Annotated in this window: 22 protein-coding genes and 1 riboswitch; of the genes, 11 read left to right on the forward strand and 11 right to left on the reverse strand. The window is 40.7% G+C overall.

The window, feature by feature from the left end:
* Positions 1 to 49: 49 nt before the first annotated feature.
* From ASF86_RS18120 to xerD, 3 genes are all read right to left on the reverse strand, one after another.
* Entirely contained in the window at positions 50 to 1,351 is a 1,302-nt protein-coding gene (locus tag ASF86_RS18120) for a homoserine dehydrogenase (RefSeq protein WP_004640662.1), read from the reverse strand.
* A 243-nt stretch (positions 1,352 to 1,594) separates the two neighbouring features.
* Entirely contained in the window at positions 1,595 to 2,407 is an 813-nt protein-coding gene (locus ASF86_RS18125; RefSeq protein ID WP_056484281.1) for a DsbC family protein, read from the reverse strand.
* 146 nt (positions 2,408 to 2,553) lie between these two features.
* Positions 2,554 to 3,474 (reverse strand): site-specific tyrosine recombinase XerD, encoded by a 921-nt coding sequence (gene xerD, locus ASF86_RS18130; protein ID WP_004640667.1) that lies wholly within the window; start codon positions 3,472 to 3,474, stop codon positions 2,554 to 2,556.
* A gap of 143 nt (positions 3,475 to 3,617) precedes the next feature.
* Between xerD and ASF86_RS18135 the strand changes: the two genes are divergently transcribed.
* The 5 genes from ASF86_RS18135 to ftsW all read left to right on the forward strand — a co-directional run bounded on the left by ASF86_RS18135 (position 3,618) and on the right by ftsW (position 8,731).
* Positions 3,618 to 3,881 (forward strand): FeoA family protein, encoded by a 264-nt coding sequence (locus tag ASF86_RS18135; protein WP_016801736.1) that lies wholly within the window; start codon positions 3,618 to 3,620, stop codon positions 3,879 to 3,881.
* Entirely contained in the window at positions 3,878 to 5,731 is a 1,854-nt protein-coding gene (feoB, locus tag ASF86_RS18140) for a ferrous iron transporter B (RefSeq protein WP_056484284.1), read from the forward strand. Before ASF86_RS18135 ends, feoB begins: the two co-directional genes overlap by 4 nt.
* A gap of 20 nt (positions 5,732 to 5,751) precedes the next feature.
* Complete coding sequence (locus ASF86_RS18145; RefSeq protein WP_003654445.1) at positions 5,752 to 6,003, forward strand: DUF6587 family protein; 252 nt, start codon at positions 5,752 to 5,754, stop codon at positions 6,001 to 6,003.
* A 160-nt stretch (positions 6,004 to 6,163) separates the two neighbouring features.
* Positions 6,164 to 7,510: a UDP-N-acetylmuramoyl-L-alanine--D-glutamate ligase gene (gene murD / locus ASF86_RS18150; RefSeq protein ID WP_056484287.1), complete on the forward strand. Its 1,347-nt coding sequence runs from the start codon at positions 6,164 to 6,166 to the stop codon at positions 7,508 to 7,510.
* A gap of 24 nt (positions 7,511 to 7,534) precedes the next feature.
* Positions 7,535 to 8,731 carry a putative lipid II flippase FtsW gene (gene ftsW, locus ASF86_RS18155; protein WP_004795141.1) on the forward strand — a complete coding sequence of 399 codons (1,197 nt, stop codon included), beginning with the start codon at positions 7,535 to 7,537 and terminating at the stop codon, positions 8,729 to 8,731.
* A 50-nt stretch (positions 8,732 to 8,781) separates the two neighbouring features.
* Here ftsW and gluQRS read toward each other — a convergent pair whose 3' ends face one another.
* The 6 genes from gluQRS to ASF86_RS18185 form a co-directional block, all read right to left on the reverse strand.
* On the reverse strand, positions 8,782 to 9,678 hold the full coding sequence (gluQRS, locus tag ASF86_RS18160; RefSeq protein ID WP_056484290.1) for a tRNA glutamyl-Q(34) synthetase GluQRS: 897 nt from the start codon (positions 9,676 to 9,678) through the stop codon (positions 8,782 to 8,784).
* A 1-nt stretch (position 9,679) separates the two neighbouring features.
* Positions 9,680 to 10,216: an RNA polymerase-binding protein DksA gene (dksA, locus tag ASF86_RS18165; protein WP_004640678.1), complete on the reverse strand. Its 537-nt coding sequence runs from the start codon at positions 10,214 to 10,216 to the stop codon at positions 9,680 to 9,682.
* 210 nt (positions 10,217 to 10,426) lie between these two features.
* Positions 10,427 to 11,239 (reverse strand): 3',5'-cyclic-AMP phosphodiesterase, encoded by an 813-nt coding sequence (gene cpdA, locus ASF86_RS18170; RefSeq protein ID WP_056484293.1) that lies wholly within the window; start codon positions 11,237 to 11,239, stop codon positions 10,427 to 10,429.
* Positions 11,236 to 11,871 carry an NUDIX domain-containing protein gene (locus tag ASF86_RS18175; RefSeq protein WP_056484295.1) on the reverse strand — a complete coding sequence of 212 codons (636 nt, stop codon included), beginning with the start codon at positions 11,869 to 11,871 and terminating at the stop codon, positions 11,236 to 11,238. Before ASF86_RS18175 ends, cpdA begins: the two co-directional genes overlap by 4 nt.
* Positions 11,872 to 11,946: 75 nt before the next feature.
* Positions 11,947 to 13,824 (reverse strand): phosphomethylpyrimidine synthase ThiC, encoded by a 1,878-nt coding sequence (gene thiC / locus ASF86_RS18180; RefSeq protein WP_003654459.1) that lies wholly within the window; start codon positions 13,822 to 13,824, stop codon positions 11,947 to 11,949.
* A gap of 88 nt (positions 13,825 to 13,912) precedes the next feature.
* A riboswitch (TPP riboswitch) is annotated at positions 13,913 to 14,047 on the reverse strand.
* Positions 14,048 to 14,081: 34 nt separating this feature from the next.
* Positions 14,082 to 15,167, reverse strand: coding sequence for a hypothetical protein (locus ASF86_RS18185; RefSeq protein WP_155860180.1), 1,086 nt, complete (start codon positions 15,165 to 15,167; stop codon positions 14,082 to 14,084).
* A gap of 108 nt (positions 15,168 to 15,275) precedes the next feature.
* Here ASF86_RS18185 and ASF86_RS18190 point away from each other — a divergent pair, with 108 nt between their 5' ends.
* The 4 genes from ASF86_RS18190 to phoU all read left to right on the forward strand — a co-directional run bounded on the left by ASF86_RS18190 (position 15,276) and on the right by phoU (position 19,014).
* The gene (locus tag ASF86_RS18190) at positions 15,276 to 15,857 is read left to right on the forward strand and encodes a TetR/AcrR family transcriptional regulator (protein WP_005045209.1); all 582 of its coding nucleotides are present in this window, start codon (positions 15,276 to 15,278) and stop codon (positions 15,855 to 15,857) included.
* Positions 15,850 to 16,755 (forward strand): DMT family transporter, encoded by a 906-nt coding sequence (locus ASF86_RS18195; protein WP_056484300.1) that lies wholly within the window; start codon positions 15,850 to 15,852, stop codon positions 16,753 to 16,755. The genes ASF86_RS18190 and ASF86_RS18195 overlap by 8 nt, the downstream gene beginning before the upstream one ends.
* Before the next feature lie 95 nt (positions 16,756 to 16,850).
* Positions 16,851 to 18,182, forward strand: a complete 1,332-nt coding sequence (locus tag ASF86_RS18200) for a TolC family outer membrane protein (RefSeq protein WP_081407775.1) — start codon at positions 16,851 to 16,853, stop codon at positions 18,180 to 18,182.
* 109 nt (positions 18,183 to 18,291) lie between these two features.
* A complete protein-coding gene (gene phoU / locus ASF86_RS18205) occupies positions 18,292 to 19,014 on the forward strand; it encodes a phosphate signaling complex protein PhoU (RefSeq protein ID WP_003654470.1) in 723 nt (240 codons plus the stop codon).
* 305 nt (positions 19,015 to 19,319) lie between these two features.
* Here the strand turns inward: phoU and ASF86_RS18210 are convergent, their stop codons facing one another.
* Positions 19,320 to 19,589, reverse strand: coding sequence for an oxidative damage protection protein (locus ASF86_RS18210; RefSeq protein ID WP_000089995.1), 270 nt, complete (start codon positions 19,587 to 19,589; stop codon positions 19,320 to 19,322).
* A gap of 9 nt (positions 19,590 to 19,598) precedes the next feature.
* Positions 19,599 to 21,032, reverse strand: coding sequence for an argininosuccinate lyase (gene argH, locus ASF86_RS18215; protein WP_056484307.1), 1,434 nt, complete (start codon positions 21,030 to 21,032; stop codon positions 19,599 to 19,601).
* Here argH and ASF86_RS18220 point away from each other — a divergent pair.
* The gene (locus tag ASF86_RS18220; protein ID WP_056484310.1) at positions 21,023 to 22,162 is read left to right on the forward strand and encodes a sensor histidine kinase; all 1,140 of its coding nucleotides are present in this window, start codon (positions 21,023 to 21,025) and stop codon (positions 22,160 to 22,162) included. The two genes, argH and ASF86_RS18220, sit on opposite strands and share 10 nt — an antisense overlap.
* A gap of 60 nt (positions 22,163 to 22,222) precedes the next feature.
* Positions 22,223 to 22,963, forward strand: coding sequence for a LytR/AlgR family response regulator transcription factor (locus ASF86_RS18225; RefSeq protein ID WP_003654476.1), 741 nt, complete (start codon positions 22,223 to 22,225; stop codon positions 22,961 to 22,963).
* Positions 22,964 to 23,038 lie beyond the last annotated feature (75 nt).

Consider the following 23,038-nt stretch of genomic DNA (forward strand, 5'->3'; position numbering starts at 1 on the left):
TGTTCCAATTAGAGATGAAGCGGGAGAGGGAATCTTTCCCTCAACCTGATTAACTATCGAGCGATTCTAAACGAATTCTTACGATTTCGCCACGAATTGCAGGTAATGCTTGAATTTGTGCAAGTGCCTCATCCATTTTAGATTCGACGATTGGATCGGTGAGAATCACGATTGGAATAAGGTCTTTTAAACGGGATTGTTGCATGATGGCATCAATGCTAATTCCAGCACGGCTTAAGATGGTAGTGACATCTGCAAGTACGCCAGTTTGATCTTCTGCATTTAAGCGGATGTAATAACCTGTGGTCATTTCTTCACGGCTTAAAATTGGCACATTTGTTAATGCTTCAAAAGCAAGTTGAGGAATAGTTCCAGCACCATCTTCGGTATAAGAAATATCACGGACAATATCAATTACATCGGCAACAACAGCAGAAGCAGTTGGACCAGCACCAGCACCAGCGCCGTAATAGAGTGTTGGACCTACGGCATGTGCTTGAACTAAAACGGCATTTTTAACACCATTTACATTCGCAATAAGCTGCTCATCTGGAATGAGTGTTGGGTGAACACGTAGTTCAATACCCTTTTCAGCGCGACGCGCAATTCCTAGGTGTTTAATGCGGAAACCGAGATCTTCGGCATATTTCACATCTTGTGCAGTAATTTTGCTAATACCTTCGGTATAGACTTTATCGAACTGAAGCGGAATACCAAACGCACAAGACGCTAAAATGGTAAGTTTGTGCGCAGCATCAATACCTTCAACGTCAAAAGTTGGATCTGCTTCTGCATAGCCAAGTTCTTGAGCTTCTTTTAATACATCATCAAATGCACGACCTTTCTCACGCATTTCGGTCAGAATAAAGTTGCCTGTGCCGTTAATGATACCTGCCAACCATTGAATATGGTTTGCAGCAAGACCTTCACGGATGACTTTAATAATTGGAATACCGCCAGCAACTGCTGCTTCATAAGCGATTTGTACAGCATTATCTTCAGCTGCTTTAAATAGTTCGTTGCCATGTTCAGCGAGTAGAGCTTTATTTGCAGTAACGACTTGTTTGCCGTGTTTGATCGCTTCCATGATGACTTCGTAAGCAGGGTGTATACCACCCATCACTTCAACAACCATATCAACATCTGGTTGACGAACGATATCAAGTAAATCTGCGCTTTGTTTAATCCCTTCTAATTCGAGATCTGGACGAGGGCGGCGTGTTCCAACGTGGGTAATTTGAATTTCTCGACCGGTGCGACGTTTAATTTCAGCGGCATTTTCTTGTAGTAGTTTAAGGGCTCCTCCACCTACGGTTCCTAGACCGAGTATTGCCAGGCGAACTGGTTTCACGTCACACTCCATTCATCATTTAATCATTTAGTTGAAGCTAGATCATAGCTAAAAAAAACGCCAGACTCTAGCGCTTTTAGTGCCTGTTCAATGAATTAGAGTGCGATGTTTGGAAAAGAAGAGTAGATCAGTCTTTAAACACAGGTGGATAAAGTATTAATTAGTGAAAAAACAAAGCGCTGCAATAAGAGCAGCGCTTTTCTTAAGAGACAGATGATTAATCATTCATCAGCTTAAAGGATGTTATTTATCCAGACGTTTAATTAATTCATCTGGCGTTAGATATCCACCCAAGTACTCGCCATCAGCATTGTAAATAGCAGGTGTACCATTTACACCCATATTCAAGCCAAGTTGATATTGCTCTCGAACAGGGTTTTTACATTGAGCAGGAGGGATGTTGATACCTTGTACTGCTTGATTAAAGGCAGCTTTACGATCTGCACTACACCATACAGCTTCCATGGTTGGCATAAATTGTTCGCCGCGTGGCCAAGCGATATAACGTACCTCAATACCCTTTTCATTAATTTCGGGTATGTGCTCATGTAGCTTATGGCAATAAGGACAGCTTGCATCGGTAAACACATAGATCACGTGCTTAGCCTTGCCTTTTGCAGGGTAGACAATAAGATCTTCATTTTTTAAAGCGGCAAGATGCTTTTTATTTTCTGATGCTTGAAGTGAGTCACCAATATTATGAAGCTCTTTGCCTCCTAATCGGATTACATCACCCTGAATTAAATATTTACCATCACTTGTTGTATAAACTGATGTCATCCCTTCTAGATTTACCCAATATAAATTAGGAACTTCAGTCGGCTTGATATCTAAAATTTTGGCGCTGATATTTGCATTCTTAAATTGTTTTTGCAAAGTTTCGATCAAACGCTGCTTGGCATTACGCTCGATAATGGTTGAAGCTTCCCCTGTAGCAGGTGCAGTCGCTGTGAGCGCATCTTCTTTTTGTGGTTTGTTTTCTTTAGAACAAGCACTGAACAAAAGGCTAGATGCCAGAGTACAGGCAAGAAAAATTTGAGAGCGGGTAAAAGACATAGATAACCCTTATTTCATCAGTATTTATAGTCAGAAGTTGCTAAGCATACCAAAAAATCTAACGTGTATTGTTAAAACTTTCTTAACCTTTGTGAACGAAATCAAACGATTGATATGAAATGCTTGAGTGGAGTCTCAAAGCTTTATCATCCTCTAGGGTGATGTTTTTCATGTAATTGTTGCATTCTTACTTGTGCAACATGCGTATAGATTTGAGTCGTAGATAAATCGCTATGACCCAGTAACATTTGCACGACGCGTAAGTCTGCGCCGTGATTGAGCAGATGCGTTGCGAATGCATGGCGTAAGGTGTGAGGCGAGAGTTCAGCTTGAATATTGGCTTGTAGCGCATAGCGTTTAATGGCATACCAAAAGTTTTGTCGACTCATAATCCCGCCATGTTGGGTTAAAAAGAGATAGTCAGTCGAGCTTTTATAGAGTTGAGGTCGAGCATTATTCAAATAGCGTTCTACCCACTCACAGGCAAATTGTCCTAGTGGCACCAAACGTTCTTTATTGCCTTTACCTGTAACACGTAAATAGCCTTGTTTTAAATTAATGAGTTCCAGACGCAAGTTAAGTAATTCTGAAACACGCAAACCACATGCATAAAGCACTTCAAACATTGCTCGGTCACGTAACCCAAGTGCTGTATTGATATCTGGTGCTTGAATTAGTGATTCGACATCTTCTTCAGATAGGTCTTTAGGTAATGCTCGTCCAATTTTAGGAGAGTGGTGGGTCGCAACCGGATTGTCACTCCGCAACTTCTGTTCACGTAAAAATTTGTAAAACTGACGTAGGGCAGATAAACACCGTGCAATTGAGCGGGGACTTTTTCCTGCTTTTGTCAGTTCGATAAGAACATCGGCAATATCATCACTTGACCATTGTGGAAGAGCATTTTTTTTATGGAGTTCGCTGCATTGAATGAGGTCGGATAAGTAAGCATTACGTGTATGTGGACTAACAGTCTGTGCAACGAGATAGTCGCGAAAACCTTGTAAAAAGCTTAAATGTTCTGGAATTTGAACAGGGCTTGGAATACGCGGTTTTTTATTTAACATACACTACATCCTCTAAACCTCTGTACTGTAAAAGAAACTTTAAGGTTTGTCGATTAAACTAAATAGGAAGTGAAATTTAACCTTATTTGGTAATTATTCTCATTTATATGTATACTAGAAAAAAAGGTTTAGGATCGGATGCGGTGCGTTTATCAGCTTTAAAAGTGAAGCAAGCGGCGACCATCAGCAAAGTGAATCGGATATCAGTAGAGTCCGAGCAGCAAGATTTGGTCGCAATTCGTTTGGAAAGTTTGGGCTTTGTGCCAGGCACACGAGTGGAAGTGATTACCAAGGGTATTTTTGGTGGTGATCCGATCTTGATCCAAATTGGCTTTACTCGTTTCGCTTTGCGTAAAGCAGAAGCGGACAAAATCGAAATTCAAGTAGAAGAAGGAGTACCCGCATGAGTGATGCGTTACGTATTGCCCTTGTGGGAAATCCAAACTGTGGTAAAACCTCTCTTTTTAACCATTTAACTGGAACTCGACAAAAAGTTGCAAACTATGCGGGCGTAACGGTCGAGCGTAAAGTAGGTCATTTTCAGTTACCTTCAGGGCGTTCAGTGCGTGTACTCGATTTACCGGGTACATATAGTCTAAATGCAACCAGTCCTGATGAAGTTATTACCCGTGATGTTTGCTTGGGTAAGATTGCCGAAGAAGGTCAGCAAGATGCTTTTTTATGTGTAGTCGATGCGACTAACTTAAAATTGCATTTAGGGCTAGTGCTCGAAATGATCGAGCTTGGCCGTCCGATTTTACTCGTACTGAATATGATGGATGAAGCGCGTCGTCGTGGTATCCAAATTAATACTCAAAAGTTGTCTCAACGTTTGGGCGTAGCAGTCGTTGAAACAGTTGCTGTTCGCAATGCGGGTATTGAAAATTTATTACATGCCCTTGATCAAGAAAAATACAGTGTGCCACAAACAGAACTGAGTGGTTTAACTGGGACGCATCATCAAAAAATCGATATGATTTTTAAAGATGTTGTTCAATATGTCGATCAGGGAGATAAGCGTACTGATTTTCTAGATCGAATTTTCTTACACCCAGTTTTAGGCCTATTTAGCCTTGCCCTCATGATGTTTATTGTGTTTCAGGCAGTTTTTGCTTGGGCAGCTCCGTTCATGGATAGCATTGAAGGCTTCTTCGGTTGGTTAGGTGAAGTGGTGGGAACTGTGATTACACAGCCACTACTGCATAGTTTGGTTGTTGACGGAATTATTGCGGGTGCAGGTGGCGTAGTTGTGTTCTTGCCACAAATTTTAATCTTGTTCTTCTTCATTTTAGTATTAGAAGAATCGGGTTATTTACCACGTGCAGCATTCTTACTTGATAAATTAATGTTTCAAGCGGGTCTAAGCGGACGTGCTTTCATTCCTTTACTTTCAAGCTTTGCTTGTGCAGTACCGGGAATTATGGCAACGCGTAGTATTAGTGACCCTCGTGATCGCTTTACGACCATTATGGTTGCACCATTAATGACCTGTTCGGCACGTTTGCCCGTATATGCTTTGCTGATTGCGGCCTTTATTCCAGAAAAAATGATCTGGGGTATTTTCAACTTACAAGGTCTGGTGCTATTCGGTCTGTACATGGCTGGTATTGTGAGTGCTCTTTGCGTTTCATTTTTAATGAAATTTTTGCAAAAAGATAAGTCACAGCATGCTTTACTGCTAGAGCTACCGAGTTATCGTTTCCCCGATTTAAAAAGTGTGGGAATTGGTTTGTTGGATCGCGCGAAGATCTTCTTGAAACGTGTTGGTGGAATCATTTTTGCGCTTTCTATTTTGCTCTGGTTTTTGTGTACTTTCCCACAGCCACCAGAAGGGGCGACATTACCTGCGATAGATTATAGTTTTGCCGGTATGCTCGGACATCTTATTCAACCTGTATTTGCTCCAATTGGTTTTAACTGGCAAATCTGTATTGCTTTAATTCCAGCAATGGCAGCTCGTGAAGTTGTAGTGGCAGCATTAGGTACAGTTTATGCCTTGTCTGCAACGAGTGACGATGCTGTAGCTCAAGGTTTGTCACATCTGATTAGTGCAGATGGCTCGGGTTGGTCTTTGGCAACAGGATTATCGCTTTTGGTGTGGTTTATTTATGCTCCACATTGTTTGGCCACATTGGCAACGGTACGACGTGAAACAGGTTCATGGAAACATGTTGCTGTCATGACTGCATATCTGTTCGGCTTGGCTTATTTGGCATCGTTTGTTACCTATCAAATTGCTTCCCACTATTGGGGTTAAGGCAAGAAAGGAGGTTGTACATGATTCAATATCTGATTATTGCGGTTTTAGTGAGTTGGAGTGCTGTTGTTGTTTTTAAGAAAGTATTTCCAAAAACAGCAAATTCAGTCTTTTCTACACTCTCTTCATTTTGTGAAAAGCAGGGTTGGACAACCTTGGCAAAATGGCTTAAGCCAAAAATGACCTTTGGCTGTGCTGGCGGCTGTGGTTGCTCAAGTGAAGATAAACCTACGAATACAGTTCAAGAAATTAAGCCGATTAAATGGCAATAAATTTAGTATTTCTTGTTTCGTCTAAAAAGCCATCATATTGATGGCTTTTTTACGCACTGACACAAAAAAAGATGAATAAAGTTCAAACTGAAAAAGCATTCAAAACAGCAAAGTGCTAACATTTTTGCCATTCTGTCGATTGATAAATTGTGGGGCAAAAATGTTAATACAACGTGGTGGATTAAAAGTTGTCGCAGGCTTGGGAATATCAGGCGTTTCTGCTGTTAATTTCCTGCATGAACAAGGCTACCAAGTTGCAGTAACGGATTCTCGTCCCACACCCCCAGGCTATGACCAGATTCCAGCTGGCGTTAAAACCAGTTTCGGTCAACTTGACCAAGAATTATTATTACAAGCAGAAGAAATTATTTTAAGCCCAGGCCTTGCACCGCAATTACCAGAAATTCAGGCAGCTATTGCTCAAGGGATTTCAGTGGTAGGCGACATTCAATTATTACGCCGTGCGACCGAAGTGCCTATCGTGGCTATTACGGGTTCTAATGCCAAAAGTACAGTCACGACTTTAATTGGCTTAATGGCTAAAGATGCTGGTAAGAAAGTTGCTGTGGGTGGAAACCTTGGACGTCCAGCTCTAGACTTACTAAAAGATCAACCAGAGTTGCTTGTACTTGAGCTATCAAGTTTTCAGTTAGAAACCACATCTCATTTGAATGCTGAGGTTGCTGTGGTTCTTAACATGAGTGAAGATCATCTAGATCGTCATGGCGATATGTGGGGTTACCACCAAGCAAAACACCGTATTTTCCAAGGTGTTAAAAAAGTCATATTTAACCGTGATGATGCTTTAAGTCGTCCTCTTGTTCCAGATACAACACCAATGCAAAGCTTTGGTCTAAATGCTCCAGACTTAAATCAATATGGTGTTTTAAGAGATGGCGATGGCACGCTTTGGCTTGCACGTGGTTTGCAGCGTTTAATTAAAAGCTCAGATTTATATATTCAAGGCATGCACAACGTAGCCAATGCTTTAGCTTGTTTAGCATTAGGTGAAGCAATTGGTTTGCCTATGGAATCTATGCTTGAGACGTTAAAACAGTTTAAAGGATTAGAGCACCGTTGTGAGTATGTGAGAACTGTACATGATGTACGTTATTACAATGACTCTAAAGGAACTAACGTTGGTGCTACACTTGCAGCAATTGATGGTTTAGGCGCTGCAATTGAGGTTAAAAAGGGTAAGGTTGCCTTGATTTTGGGTGGGCAGGGCAAAGGTCAAGATTTTGCTCCATTACGTTCTTCTATCGAAAAATATGCCAAAGTTGTGGTATTGATTGGTGAGGATGCTTCAGTTATTGAACAAGCAATTCAGGGTGCAACCAAAATTTTGCATGCCGCAACGCTCAAAGAGGCTGTAGAGCTGTGTCAACGTGAAACACAAGCTGAAGATGTTGTGCTGTTATCACCAGCCTGTGCAAGTTTTGATATGTTTAAAAGTTATAATGACCGTGGTCAGCAGTTTGTTGCCTGCGTCAATTCGTTGGTTTAAAGAAAACATGATTAGGAATGTTGTATGGCAGGCTTAGCTCAGACCACAATCCAGAAAATCAATCATTGGTATGAACGGATATTGCCTAAATGGCCAGCGGAAGTGACGCCACGTAATGTCCTGATTTTCTGTGTCGTTGCATTATTGTGTATCGGTTCAGTGATGGTCGCATCTGCTTCGATGCCCTATGCTGAATATATGCATGAAAACCCGTTTCACTATGTGATTCGTCATGGTATTTCGATTGTCGCTGCGGCTGTGGTGGCTTATTTGACCTATCGGATATCACTTAATACGTGGTTTAAAAATACTTTCCCATTGTGGTTGTTGACCATGGTTCTTTTGCTTGCTGCTTTAGTAGTGGGTTCAGAAGTCAACGGTTCTACGCGTTGGATTAAGATCGGTGGCTTTACTTTGCAGCCAACCGAGGTTGCCAAAGTCATGATGGCAATCTTTACCGCAGACTACGTTGTGCGCCGTGCCAAAGAGGTTCGTACTCATTGGAAAGGCTTATTGCGTTTAAGTGGGGTTATGGCAATCACGGTCGGTTTGATTATTGCTGAGCCTGACTTGGGTGCTACGATCGTAATTGTATTGATGATGGTTGGTGTGTTCTTTTTAGCTGGTGCGCCGCCAACACAGTTCTTAATTATGCTTGGTGCGATTGTAACCGGTATTGTCTTTTTAATTTTGTTTGAGCCTTACCGTTTCCAGCGTTTGATTTCATTTACTGACCCTTGGGCAGACCCATTAGGGGTTGGTTACCAGTTATCAAATGCGTTAATGGCCTTTGGCCGTGGTGAATGGTTTGGTACAGGCTTAGGGCACAGTGTACAAAAGCTGTCTTATTTGCCAGAAGCACATACTGACTTTATGTTGGCAGTGTTAGGCGAAGAGTTCGGTTTCTTTGGTATTTCGATTGTCATTGGTCTGTCTTTCTTGATGTTGGCATGCTGTATCAAAATTGGTCATCGTGCATTGAAACATCATTACCTTCGCGCAGGTTATTTGGCGTACGGCATTAGTATTATTTTCTTGCTCCAGATTTTGGTAAATGCGGGCATGAATATGGGGTTGATGCCAACTAAAGGTTTGACTCTGCCATTTATTAGTTATGGCGGTACATCTTTAATGATGTGTGCTGCGATGATTAGCTTGATCTTAAAGATTGATGCTTCAACCCAAGAAGTTAACCCAGAAAGGGAAGAATCAAACTTCTAGTTGAGTATTTAGGTATTAGAAAACCCGATTTGATATCGGGTTTTTTTTATTTATAGGTAGGTTCCGCGTAGCTGCTCTACATGTGGAATTAAATCTACATTCCACTGCGCTACTGCTTGTTTAAGCATAACTTTAGGCTGGTCTAAATCAACGTTAGGTTGTCCTAATGCTTGTATTGCTTGTTGCAGTAATTGAGGAGCTTTTGACAAATCGAGTGCTTGAGCAAGGTTTTGCTTAGAAAGCTTTTGCCCTTGATCATTCATGGCGAGGGGAAGGTGCATATAGCTCAGTTTAGGGTAACCTAAGAGCTCACCCAGCCAGATCTGCCGTTCAGTATTATCTAATAGGTCTGCGCCTCGAACAACATGGGTGATGCCTTGCAGATAATCATCAACGACTACGGCAAGTTGATAGTTAATAATGCCGTCACGACGTTTAAGAACAAAGTCTCCAAGGTCGTGTTGCAGATTAGAACAATGAGTTCCTTGTAGTCGGTCATCAAAACAGATCTGTTGATCTTGAACTTTTACCCGAATCGCTTGGCCTTGAAAATCAAGCCCTAGATTGCGGCAAGTTCCAGCGTAGATTGCATTTGAACCCAACATTTTGCGTGTACATTGACAAGCATAGACAAGACCCTCTTTTTTAAGTTGGTCTAATACGCTTTCATAAATGTCTAAACGATTTTTTTGAAAGATGATTTCTGCATCGGGTTCGAACTGGAAGGCTTCCAGTGACGTGAGAATATGATCTTCACTGCCGGGATAAATACGAGGGATATCTGTGTCTTCGACACGAACGAGCCATGTGCCATGATGGGCCTTTGCATCACAATAACTGGCAACGGCAGTAATGAGTGATCCAAAATGCAAAGGGCCAGTTGGCGATGGCGCAAACCGGCCTGAATATGCAAAGCTAGGTTTCTCTTTAGGAGTTACCTCGGTCATATTAACCGTTATTTTGCTTCTCTTTGATTTCTGCCAAAGTTTTGCAATCAATACATAAAGTTGCCGTTGGACGTGCTTCTAAACGACGTAAGCCGATTTCGATACCACACGTTTCACAGAAACCATAGTCTTCATTTTTAATGGCTTCCATAGATTGTTCGATTTTACGAATTAACTTACGTTCACGGTCACGTGTACGCAATTCAATTGCAAACTCTTCTTCTTGGGTAGCACGGTCATTTACATCTGGCAATGCAGTTGATTCGTCTTGCATCGTATTCAACGTACGATCAACTTCAGACATCAATTCAGCTTTCCATGCTTGCAGAATTTGTCGGAAATGCTCGAGCTGTCCTTCAGACATGTACTCTTCATTTTTCTTAGGTTGATAAGGTGCAATACCAAATAAACTTGCAGTTGTGCCTATATCAGAAGTTTTAGGTTTCACTTTACGTGCACGTTTTGCAGAAGCTTTTTCACCTTCCACTACAACTTCTGTATGTTCATCCAAAACTTGGTTGTGGTTGTCATTCGCCATAATAGGGCATTCCTCATCATACACGTATTATCTATACGCAAAAAATATGGTGATATGCAAGTGTTTTTATAGAAAACCATCGATGGATTTTACCATCGGGTCGTCATCATATAGATTTTTCCTGCAAGATGATAGTCATTCCGACCCGTAAATATTTTCAAAACGTGTTTACCCTAGTCATAATTGCATATAAGCATATAAAAAATAGAGCTAATAGCCTGAAATATCAATATTTATAAGGCCCTGAAAATTTTCAAGACGGAAGACTTCGGTTTCAAAACTACCATCGTTTTTTAGACGAATGTAACGGTAGCCGGGAGCATTTTGGTCTAGGGCAAAGTCATTACTAAACGGTTTAAACTGAACACTGGTCGATGGGGTCGAGAAAAATTCGACCCCTTGCCAAGTGTTGAGTGAGTCTTGGTGAACATGCCCGCAGACTAAAGCTTTTACATTTTTAAATGGAGCTAATGTTGTAAGCAACGCATTAGAATTTTGTAACTTGTGATGATCAATCCATTTGGATTTCATTGCAAAAGGATGATGATGACAAGCCAATAAAACAGGGTTATCTGAAAATTCTTCGAGTAATGTCGCTAAATTTTGTAGTTGTTCTGGTGACAGGTGTCCATCAATCTGACCTTGTACCGCACTATTTAATAAAATAACACGCCAGTTTCCTAAGCCAATCACCACAGGTTCCTGATGGTTTTCTTTATGCAATGGAAAATGGTCAACGTTATCATGATTACCCAGTGTTTGAAAAAATGGCAGACCTAACGTTTGCATATATTGAATATAACGTTTGTACGTAATAGGCGTTGGTGCTTGAGCCAGATCTCCGGTATGGATAATGGCATCAGTTTCAGGATGTTTTTTCAGGATCTGTTGAATAATTGCATGAAAACTTTCTTCAGGATTCATCCCCACAAATTCTAAGTGCGGATACTCCAATAAGTGAGTATCGGTAATTTGTATAATGACATGGTCTTTTTGTGAAAGTGTTGAGACTTGAAAAGTCACCGTCCTACCTCGTCGGATTTTATTATCGTTGTGATGTGTTGAGACAGCCATTGTAATGCCATAATGACAGGAGCATTTTTTAAACGTCCGCTGTCGAGTAACATCTGGATTTCACTATAATTAAATAAGTGCAGTTGAATATTTTCACCCTCATTATCTACCCCAAAAACGCCGCCTTCAGCAGGTAAATCGGTTTCGCTAACATAGAGATGAAATAACTCCGAGCACGCACCAGCTGACGGATAAAAGCTAAATAGATGTTGTAAATCCTGAACTGCACACCCTGACTCTTCGAGGCTCTCTCGACGAATACAACTCTCGGGTGTTTCATCACCGTCTAACACGCCTGCGATTATTTCCAGTTGCCATGGAGAGTGAGGGTCATCTAAAGCACCAACACGAAACTGTTCAATCAATGCGAACTGTTGTTTTTGATCGTTGTAGAGTAAAACGCCTGCAGCCTCAGGGCGATGAATAAGCTCGCGCTGTATTACAGGGGTATATTCAGACTGGTTAAATAGACGATGTCGAAGGCTGACTTTTTCAACCTGAATAAAACCGCGGAATACATATTCACGGGATGTTATTTCGACATCTTCAGATATATAGCTTGGATGTTCAACAATGCTCATGAGCCAGTCAGGATAAAATCTATTTATTTCATCCTAACTGAGAATCATGGCTAGGCAAGTGTTTTTTTTGAATATTTACACTTTGTGATACAGTTTTTGTCCTTGCTCTTGATAAACCTCTTTCATGGTTTTGAGGCCTTCTTCAACCTCTGTATTGATATTGGTGAGGTTGTTGGCATAGTCGCGAACATTCTGGGTGATTTTCATCGAGCAGAACTTTGGTCCACACATTGAGCAAAAGTGTGCAGATTTGTGAGCCTCTTTCGGTAAGGTTTCATCATGCATACTACGAGCTGTGTCAGGGTCCAGACTTAAGTTGAACTGATCATCCCAACGGAATTCAAAACGCGCTTTTGATAAGGCATTATCGCGAACCTGTGCACCCGGATGTCCTTTAGCAAGATCAGCCGCGTGAGCCGCAAGCTTGTAGGTAATAATCCCGTCTTTAACATCTTTCTTATTTGGTAGACCCAAATGCTCTTTTGGTGTGACATAGCAAAGCATAGCTGTGCCGTACCAACCAATCATGGCTGCACCAATTGCGGAAGTAATATGGTCGTAACCAGGAGCGATATCAGTCGTTAAAGGCCCAAGCGTATAGAATGGTGCTTCTTTACAAACTTCTAGCTGCAAGTCCATGTTTTCTTTAATCATGTGCATTGGTACGTGACCAGGGCCTTCAATCATGACTTGAACATCATGTTCCCATGCACGATGAGTGAGTTCACCGAGTGTTTTAAGTTCGCTGAACTGTGCTTCGTCATTTGCGTCTTGGATACAGCCCGGACGTAGGCCATCGCCTAAACTGAACGAAACATCGTAGGCTTTCATGATTTCACAGATTTCATCGAAATGTGTGTATAAGAAGTTTTCTTCATGATGCGCTAGACACCACTGTGCCATGATTGAACCACCACGAGACACAATACCGGTCAAACGGTTTGCAGTGAGTGGTACGTAGCGAAGTAATACGCCTGCGTGAATCGTGAAGTAGTCAACGCCTTGTTCAGCTTGTTCGATGAGCGTGTCTTTAAAGATTTCCCAAGTCAGGTCCTCTGCAACACCATCCACTTTTTCAAGCGCTTGATAAATAGGTACGGTACCGATTGGAACAGGTGAGTTACGAATAATCCATTCACGTGTTTCATGAATATTCTTACCTGTCGACAAATCCATAATGGTGTCGGCACCCCAACGGGTTGCCCAAGTCATTTTCGCAACTTCTTCGTCAATTGAAGAACCAAGCGCTGAGTTACCAATGTTGGCATTAATTTTAACCAAGAAGTTACGACCAATAATCATTGGCTCAAGTTCTGGATGGTTAATGTTTGCAGGAATGATCGCACGACCTTCAGCAACTTCTTGGCGAACAAATTCAGGTGTAATTTCTTTTAAATTTTTTGCACCAAAATTTTGTCCCGGATGCTGGCGTGTATCAACACCTTCACGCTGGCGCTGATTTTCACGAATTGCAATATATTCCATTTCAGGTGTGATAATACCTTGTTTGGCATAGTGCATTTGAGAGACATTTTTGCCAGCTTTGGCACGGCGTGGATTTTGAATGTGGGCAAAGCGAATATCTGCGGTACGGATATCTTTTAAACGTTCTTGACCAAACGTTGAAGTTAAGCCAGAAAGTACGTCAGTATCGTTACGTTCTTCAATCCAGTTTTGGCGAACTGAAGGTAAACCTTTGTCTAAATCAATTTGAACATTTGGGTCGGTATAAACACCTGAAGTGTCATAGACCATTACAGGGGGATTATGTTCGCCACCAAGACCAGTAGGGGTATCGGTGAGAGAAATTTCCCGCATTGGAACCTGAATGTCAGGGCGAGAGCCTTCAATATAAACTTTTTTTGAAGCGGGTAAGATGCGAGTTAAATCTTTTGCATCTTGTTCATGTTGCGCTGAAATTTCAACAGAAGATAGATTCGTTAACTGGTTCATTACATGATCCTTATGAATAACATCAACGAATCAAGCACGACCAAAAACGATGGCGGATTTATCTTTACTAGATAAATTTGAGGCTTTAGTTTTTAGATGGCTTGATTCCTACGCAGGTCTTAACCTGATCAGGTTCAACGGTACTTGTGATCAAACTTGTGTTGCGATAACACGAAATTTACACAATCTCAGCGAGCTATTACTCGCGCTCCGTCAAGCGAATTACAGACTAACATGATTTAGGTTGGCTGGCATTGTCAATTTGTATCTATACAAACGGCATCTATATGGCAGTCACGATAGACTTCAGTGTTCCATGGCGAATCAAATTTTAATAGCTGCTCAAGTTGTTCATGAGTAATCTGATAATTTGATTTTTTATCGCCATTTTTCTCAGTTAAATCTATTTTAAATTGCTTATTGCGCTCTTCTACAGGCGTGGCAATAAATTTAAGAAATTGCTGGGCAGGTTTCGCTAAACTCGACTGGCTCTGTGTAGATAGAAAACGGATTTGTTGAAGTGCATCTTTATCAAACCATGTGTTCGGAGCATATTCATCTGACACAGGGGTGTTATCTAGACCAAAGAAAATAAAATAGCGATATTCGTTAAAGAGTAGTTTTGCATCACCAATAAAGTGGCTCTTTGGATATTTTTGAATAAATTTTTCCCAAAACAGCGCTCGTTCAGTAAGTTCTTTCCATGAAACAGCCAAAGCACCATCGTTATAGAAAATATCCTGATTGTCTTTGGCCATATGAGTTAAGAACTCTTTTTGGTCCGCGGTTAAGGCTTTAGAAAAAACATCGACTAGATAGTTTGGCTGACGTCGATAGGTAAACATGCCTTCGCCTTGATAAAGGAGGTCAATATAGGCTTCACCATTATGTTGAAGTAGGTATTGGTCGCGTGGACTAAGTTGGTCGAATAATTTTTTCTGGCTTTGGATGACTTTCTTAGGGTCTCGTTGTTTTTGTTCTAAAACAGCATAGCCAAAAGCTTCAAAAGCTCTGGCTGTTTTGTCAGTGTAGTCTTGCTTTAGAAAACGTTGATACATGGTAGTTGATGCGTTAATAAGCTTAAGCTGTTCATCATTTTTTAAAGATGGCACACATGCTTTTAGCTTCTCATTAATTTGATTTAAGTCTTCTATTTTACTGTTCTGATTAATCTTCTGTATTGCGGCATTGATCTGTATGCAGCCGTTATCTGGTTTGCTTACAGGCTTTTGTTCAGTTGATTTTTGCTCTTTAGAAACAGCTTGATCTTGCTGCGATGTTTTATTACATCCAGATAAAAGTAGGGCGCTGCACACACTCATCATTAGAAATTTTTTCATCATTGTATTTTTATCGAAGTGAACATTGCTCAAATTATAACTCGGAAAAAGATTGCATCATTGTTAGAAATCTTTATTATTAGGTAGATCGGTCTACTTAAAAACAAAACTATGAATGATAAAACAGCGAGACAGAAAATTCTCGATGCAGCAGCAACTTTGTTTTATAACGATGGCATTACTGCAACTGGAATTAACTCGGTTACGGCAAAAGCAGATGTTGCTAAGATGTCGCTTTACAATAACTTTTCTTCAAAAGGTGAGCTTGTTGATGCCTACATTGCTGCGCGGCATCAGGAGTGGCTTAATCTTTATCAAAAACGTTTAGAACAAACGAAATCAGCTACAGAAGCTATTTTGGCAGTGTTTGATGCCTATCAAGACCATGCAGAATTTGCCTATGAAAAAGGCTTTCGAGGATGTGGGTTATTGAATGCTGCGGCTGAGTTTCCAGCGAATAGCGCAGGACGAAGTGCGGTAAGACAGCATAAAGAAGAAGTTGAGGCTATTGTTGCTGAACATTTAAAAAAATTAATACCAGACTCGCAGCGCGTTAGCTACGTGGCTACACAGCTTTCCTTTCTTTTAGAAGGTTCTATGGCAAGAGCAGGGTTGGAAGGAAGTAGTCGTCAACTCCTCTTAGCAAAACAAATGGCAGAAGATCTTCTAAAGAGAGAAGGCCAACATGATTAGCCTCATTAAAAATAGTAGTTATGGCGGCACAATTGCAATTTTAGTTGCCTCTGTTTTATGGGGAACAACAGGTACTGCAGCCGCATTTGCACCAACACTTGGACCACTCGCTATTGGTGCTGTGGCTATGGGGGGCGGAGGTCTTTTGCAAGCTTTGGTTGCATCGCGGGCTATTCGAGAAAACCGTCAATTTATAAAGCAAAACCTTCTAATACTGCTTTTAGGGGTTGCGGCAGTTGGTATTTATCCTTTGGCCTTTTATTCCTCAATGCATTATGCAGGAATTACGATTGGCACCGTGGTTTCTATTGGTGCAGCGCCACTGATCGCAGCAATTTTAGAACGATTCTTTGATCGGAAGTCTTTGTCAGCGATCTGGTTCTTAAGTTTTATTTTTGGTGTTATTGGCGTAAGTTTGTTATCCATGGGTGAAAACCATGCGCTCCAAGAGGGTACAAATGAATGGAATAAAATCTTCGGTATTTTTCTTGGGCTTGTCGCGGCTACAACTTATTCACTTTATTCATGGGCTGCTAAAAGATTAATAGATCGGGGTGTGGCTGCTAAAGCTGCAATGGGCATGATTATGGGTGGTGGGGCCGTTATTTTGCTTCCTACTTTACTGGTTACGGGTGGAGGATTGTTGCAAAGTTCAACCAATTTACTTGTTGCTGGTTATATGATGTTGATTCCTATGTTTTTGGGTTATTTACTTTTCGGCTTTGGTCTAAAAACAGTAAATGCCAGTAAAGCGACGACCTTAACTTTATTTGAACCTTTAGTTGCCGCACTTTTTGCCATCGTGTTGGTTGGTGAGCATATTTCATGGTTGGGTTGGATAGGCATGTTTTTGATTTTCATTTGTATTTTAATATTGTCAAAAAATGAGAACGCTTAAAAAACTAAAACTTTTAATGGCTTGAGTTTGCTTGGAATTTTTCTTAGTCTTAAAGGCAAGTTTTATCGTTGATTTGAACAATGAAAGTAAAATTAATGGTCGCTGTTGGCCTTTGGAGTTTTGCATCTTCCAGTTTTGCTCTAGATTTAGTTGAAGCATATGAGCGCGCAAAACAAAATGACCCAACATGGCAAGCCAATCAACAACAATTTGAAGCAGATCAACTTAATTTAGGCTTGGCAACTGGTGCCTTATTACCAACGGTCACATTGTCAGGAAATATTACTCGTAATCGGCAAACGGTGAAGCGTTCTAATTTTCCTGGAGTTGATCAGGAAGGGCTTTCAGATGCCTTGGTGAGTAATACGTCTACTACTCGTCAAGCGACTTTAACTGCACGTCAGCCACTTTTTCGAATGGATGCTTGGGAAGGTTATAAGCAAGTTAAAACCTCGGTTGCCTTAAGTGAAATAACTTTAAGATTGCAAAAACAAGACCATGTTTTAAATGTAGCAGAGGCCTATTTTAATGTGCTGCGTCAGCAGGCATTAAGCGTTGCATACTTACAAGAAGAAAAAGCTTTGCTTGAGCAACTCAATATGATGAATGCCAAGCTCAAAGAGGGTTTGGTGGCGCGTAGTGATGTGAGTGAGGCAAATGCTCAATATCAAAATGCCAGAGCCAATCGTATTGCCACCAATGTTCAATTACTTTTAGCGCAAGAACAACTTTCCGAATATATTGGTGCTTATCAAGATAAGCTTGCAGTATTGCGTGGTGATTTTAATTTTCAAAAGCCGTATCCAGCCCAGCTTAATGATTGGCTTTCGTTGGCGCAGCAAAAAAATCTAAAGATTCAACAAGCACGTTTACAGCAACGATATAGTGAGGATCAGCGCCGTGTGGAAAAAGCCGCGCTTTATCCTCAAATTGATGCTGTTGCAAGTTATGGATATACAAAGCAGACACCAGAGACACTCATCTCGACTGATGGAAAATTTGATCAGGTCGGCGTGGAAATGAACTGGAATTTATTTAATGGTGGGCGTACACGAACATCCATTAAAAAAGCGACTGTAGAAGCCAGTAAAGCTCAGGCACAACTTGATGCAGCTATTCGCCGTGCCAATGTTGATGTGAAAAGTGCATATATGCAGGTAGATACAGATCAAGCAAAACTCGAAGCACGAAAAGCTGCAATGGATTCGTCTTCGCTTGTTTCTCAAGCTTCAAAAGCGAGTTATAACGAAGGCTTAAAAAGTATGGTTGATGTTTTATTAGCGCAGCGTAATGCTTTTTCGGCAAAACAGGATTATCTTAATAGTCAGTATGACTACTTATTGAATGTACTTCGGTTAAAAGCTGCGGTAGGCCAGTTAGGCGAAAAAGATCTGGTCGAATTAAACAGCTGGCTAACCTATCAGTGAGCAAAAAAAAGCTTTTATCTGAATTTTAATTTTGTCATAAAAACTTAATGATTGCTGTGTTCTAATGCTCAATCATTTTATTCCTGCGCCATCATGTTGGAGGCTTCCCTTGAGTCCAAGTAATCCGGTGTTAAGCCATCATATTTCTTCTCAATTTAATGAAGATTTGCAAGATGTAAACACAAAGTTCATGACCATGGGTGGCTTGGTCGAACAACAGGTTGCGAACGCAATTCATGCCTTGCTTGATACAGATGCAAATTTAGCGATTGATGTTCAATTTAAAGATAACGCCGTGAATCAATATGAACGTGATATTGATGAAGGTCTTACGCTAATTTTGGCACGTCGTCATCCAGCAGCGATCGACTTGCGTATGGTTATTGCAATGAGCAAAGCCAATACTGACCTTGAGCGTATTGGTGATGAAGCTGCAAAAATTGCCCGTATTGCGCAAAACCTCTGTGAAGAAGGTGGTTCTCCGCGTGGCTATATGGAAACTCGTCATATTGGTAACCAAGTTCGTGTCATGATTCATGATGCTCTTGATGCTTTTGCGCGTTTAGATGCAGATCAAGCTTTGCGTGTGCTTTTAGCCGATGCAGATATTGACCGTGAATACCAGTCAGCAACACGTACTTTAATGACTTATATGATTGAAGATCCACGTCATATTGCTCGTGTAATTAATGTGATGTGGGTGTTACGTTCTTTAGAGCGTATTGGTGATCATGCCCGTAACATTGCTGAGCAAGTGATTTACATGGCAAAAGGCTTTGATGCCCGCCATACCAAAATTGAAGAAATTGAAGCTAAAGTCCACGAAAAGTAATCTTAAGCTGAAATATTTAAAAGCCTTGTTTGAAACAAGGCTTTTTTATTTTTTGAAATAATATATAAAAAAATGTCCCGAACTTTGGGGGGGAGTTCAGGACAGAAAATCAAGTGCATAAACACGACAGGGATCGTGTTCTTCTTGCTATGAATTGATATTAAGTTCTTCGCTTTTTTATGTCATGTAGAGTCCTGTTCGCTCTATGTAAGGCTTTTTATGCTTGTGTAAGTTTCACGTAAAAAAAGGCGGGTCTATGTATATAGACCCGCCTTTTTAATGATGAGTAAGCTGAAACAAACCGATTATTCTGGTTTCCAGCCTTCAGCTTTTTCTACGCTTTCATCATTATTGAAAAACTTCTCACGTTGTTCTTCAAGAAACTTCTTCGCTTCTGGTTCAAACACATTTAAGCGCTTTTCATTAATCAGCGTTGTTTGGTGTTGTAACCATTCTTGCCATGCTTGCTTAGAAACATTTTCAAAAAAATCTTGGCCTTTAGCACCAGGGAAAGGAGCGAAGTCTAGACCTTCCATTTCCTTTTGATATTTGCGGCAAAATACTTGTCGACTCATGTTTTATCCTTAAGCGTATAACTGTTCTAAACGTTTGTGGGCACGAGCAATTGCGGCTTCTACTTGTTTTGGTGAAGTTCCACCAATATGATCACGTGCATTTACTGAAGCTTCTAGTGTTAGAGCTTTATCAAACACATCTGCTGTGATTAAGTCAGAGAATTGTTGTAATTGCTCAAGTGTTAATTCAGATAAATCTTTTTCTTCAGCTACGCCTAATGCAACTGCTTTACCTACAATTTCATGCGCATCACGGAAAGCAACGCCTTTTTTCACTAAATAGTCAGCAAGATCAGTTGCGGTCGAGAATCCACGAAGTGCAGCTTCACGCATAATTTCAATATTTGGAACCAATGCAGGAATCATGTCTGCGAAAGCCATGAGTGAACCACGAACCGTATCGATTGCATCAAATAAAGGTTCTTTATCTTCTTGGTTGTCTTTGTTGTACGCCAATGGTTGACCTTTCATGAGCGTAAGTAAGCTAATTAAGTCACCAAATACACGACCTGATTTACCACGGATCAGTTCAGGAACATCCGGGTTTTTCTTCTGTGGCATGATTGAAGAACCAGTACAGAAACGATCAGGAATATTCACAAATTTGAACTGTGCAGAAGTCCAAAGAATCAGTTCCTCTGACATACGTGATAAGTGCATCATAATTAAAGACGCAGCTGCATTAAACTCAATGGCAAAGTCACGGTCAGATACAGCATCAAGAGAGTTTTCACACACAGCTTCAAAACCTAATAATTCTGCTGTGTAAGCGCGGTCAATTGGATATGTCGTGCCAGCAAGAGCGGCAGAACCAAGTGGCAGACGGTTGACACGCTTACGGCAATCTTGAAGACGCTCAGAGTCACGCACTAACATTTCAAACCATGCTAACAGGTGATGACCAAAAGTCACTGGCTGTGCAGTTTGCAGGTGGGTGAAGCCAGGCATAATCGTATTTATATTTTTGGCAGCTAAGCCTAACAAGCCTTTTTGTAAGCGCTCTAATAATTTTAAAATATCATCAATTTCGTCACGTAGGTAAAGACGAATATCGGTTGCAACCTGATCGTTACGGCTACGACCAGTGTGTAATTTTTTACCTGTAATACCAATACGTTGAGTCAAACGTGATTCAATGTTCATGTGAACATCTTCAAGATCGATGCGCCATTCAAAGGTTCCAGCCTCAATTTCTGAGCGAATGGTGCTTAAACCTTCAATAATATCATCGCGTTCTGCTTCTGTGAGTACGCCAACTTTCGCAAGCATGGTAGCATGCGCAATCGAACCGGCGATGTCTTGTTTATAAAAACGCTGGTCAAACTGAACAGAGGCGGTAAATTCGGCTACAAAAGCATCCGTCGCTTCAGAAAAACGACCACCCCACATACCTGAGGTTTGGTCTGGGGTTACTGAATTAGGGGGATTTGAAGATGTGGTCATGGTGGCTCAGTAAAATAAAAAAGAGTATATCACTTGCCGAAGCTCAACAAACAAAGTTGTTTCCTACAGCATACCGAAATCAAAATTCCTCCTATTTTTTTACGAAAAACGGTCGTTGGCAACACTTATTCGAATTAATTATCGCAAGTAACATTTTGGCACTGGTTTTGGCACTGGCTGAAGCTCAGTCATGGCAAGCATTAAGCAGTGGACGCCTTTTACAATACATCGTTTTTATTAACTGGGTAATATTGTCGTTTTTTGCCTTGGTTGAACGCTTTCAAGGTTTTTTTAGCAGCTTACGTCAAGAATTTGCCTTGGCTATCGGTTTTGTCATGCTGCAAGCTATCGTTGTTTTGACGACTTTAATAAGTAATTTTTTTCAGTTTGGTCTTTTAAATAAACATGCTTCTTTAACACAGGACTGGCACATTTATTTTACCAATGTGCCTTTATATCTAAGCTACGGGATATTACTGGGGGCTTTCTGCTTGCGCTATCTCTATGTGAGAGAGCAATGGCTACATCAACAATATGCAGAGTTAAATGCCCGTATTCAGGCTATGCAAGCGCGGATTCATCCCCATTTTTTATTTAATAGTTTAAATAATGTGGTGAGCTTAATTGCGATAGACCCAGATAAAGCAGAAGGTATGTTGATTAGCCTGTCACGTTTATTTCGCGCAAGCTTCCAAGAATTGAAATTGGTGAGTCTGTATGAAGAAATCGAGCTGAGTAAACAATATTTAATGATTGAGCAGGTACGTTTGGGAGAGCGTTTAAAAGTAGATTGGAAAATTGAGCTTTCACCTGTGCAACTGAAACAGATCACCATTCCTTTATTGACATTACAACCTTTGTTAGAGAATAGTATTTTTCATGGGGTAGAACCAATGATAGGTAAGGCAACCATAGGGGTATTGGTTGAAATATTGCAAAATCAGGTCAGTATAGTCATTACCAACCCATATACAGACGATACAATAAATTCACGGAAAGGGCATGGAATCGCGCTTGAAAATGTAAAACAACGCCTGAAAGCATATTATGGGAACTCCGTTAGATTTCAGGTTTATAAAGGTGAAACCTTATATACCACCATTATGAGCTATCAATATCAAACAAAATAATAAGTTAGTCAGAGTTAACCATAAAAAAATGGATCAAGTTAACGGTGACAAGGAGGATGAATGAAGGTGCTGATTTGTGATGACGAACCACTTGCAGTGGAGCGATTATCACGTTTAGTTTCAAAGATGGGACATGAAGTTGTATCAACGGCTCATCATGGACAGGAAGCCTTGGAACAGGCGCGGCTTCATCAACCGGATGTAATTTTACTTGATATTCAAATGCCAGGTATGAATGGTCTTGTCTGTGCAGAACAGTTAAGTCAGCTGAACCCTAGACCTGCGATTGTATTCTGTACGGCCTATGATCAACATGCGTTGGAAGCATTTAAATCTCAGGCTCAAGCTTATCTTCTTAAACCGATCGACCCTCAAGAACTTGAACAAGTTTTTAGTCAACTGACGCAGCTTACTCGAGCACAGCTCAATGCTTTGCCGCAACATGATTTTTTACATGATCTAAAAACACAGCGACATCAAATTGCTGCCAAAACCTATCGTGGGGTTGAGCTGATTCCTGTTGAGAATATTTATTATTTTTTAGCAGATCAGAAATATGTCACGGTGCGTCATCAAAATGGCAGTGTATTAATTGATGAAACATTAAAAGAACTTGAAACCGAATTTGCAGATCAATTCATTCGCATTCATCGCAATGCGTTGGTTGCAGTTGCCTATTTAGATGGATTGGAGTTGGTCAGTTCGGGACAATATCAGGTTCGATTACGTGGTTTAGATGAACGACTTTCGGTGAGCCGTCGACATTTATCTATGCTTAGAGACCGAATTCATCAGCTTTAAACTTAAAAAGAGTTATCTTGGACGTGCGAGATTTTACTTGCAATTTTAAGGGATCAAGTTAAGTTTAGGGTGTAT

It is taken from the genome of Acinetobacter sp. Leaf130 (genome assembly GCF_001423205.1).
Classification (GTDB): Bacteria; Pseudomonadota; Gammaproteobacteria; order Pseudomonadales; family Moraxellaceae; genus Acinetobacter; species Acinetobacter calcoaceticus.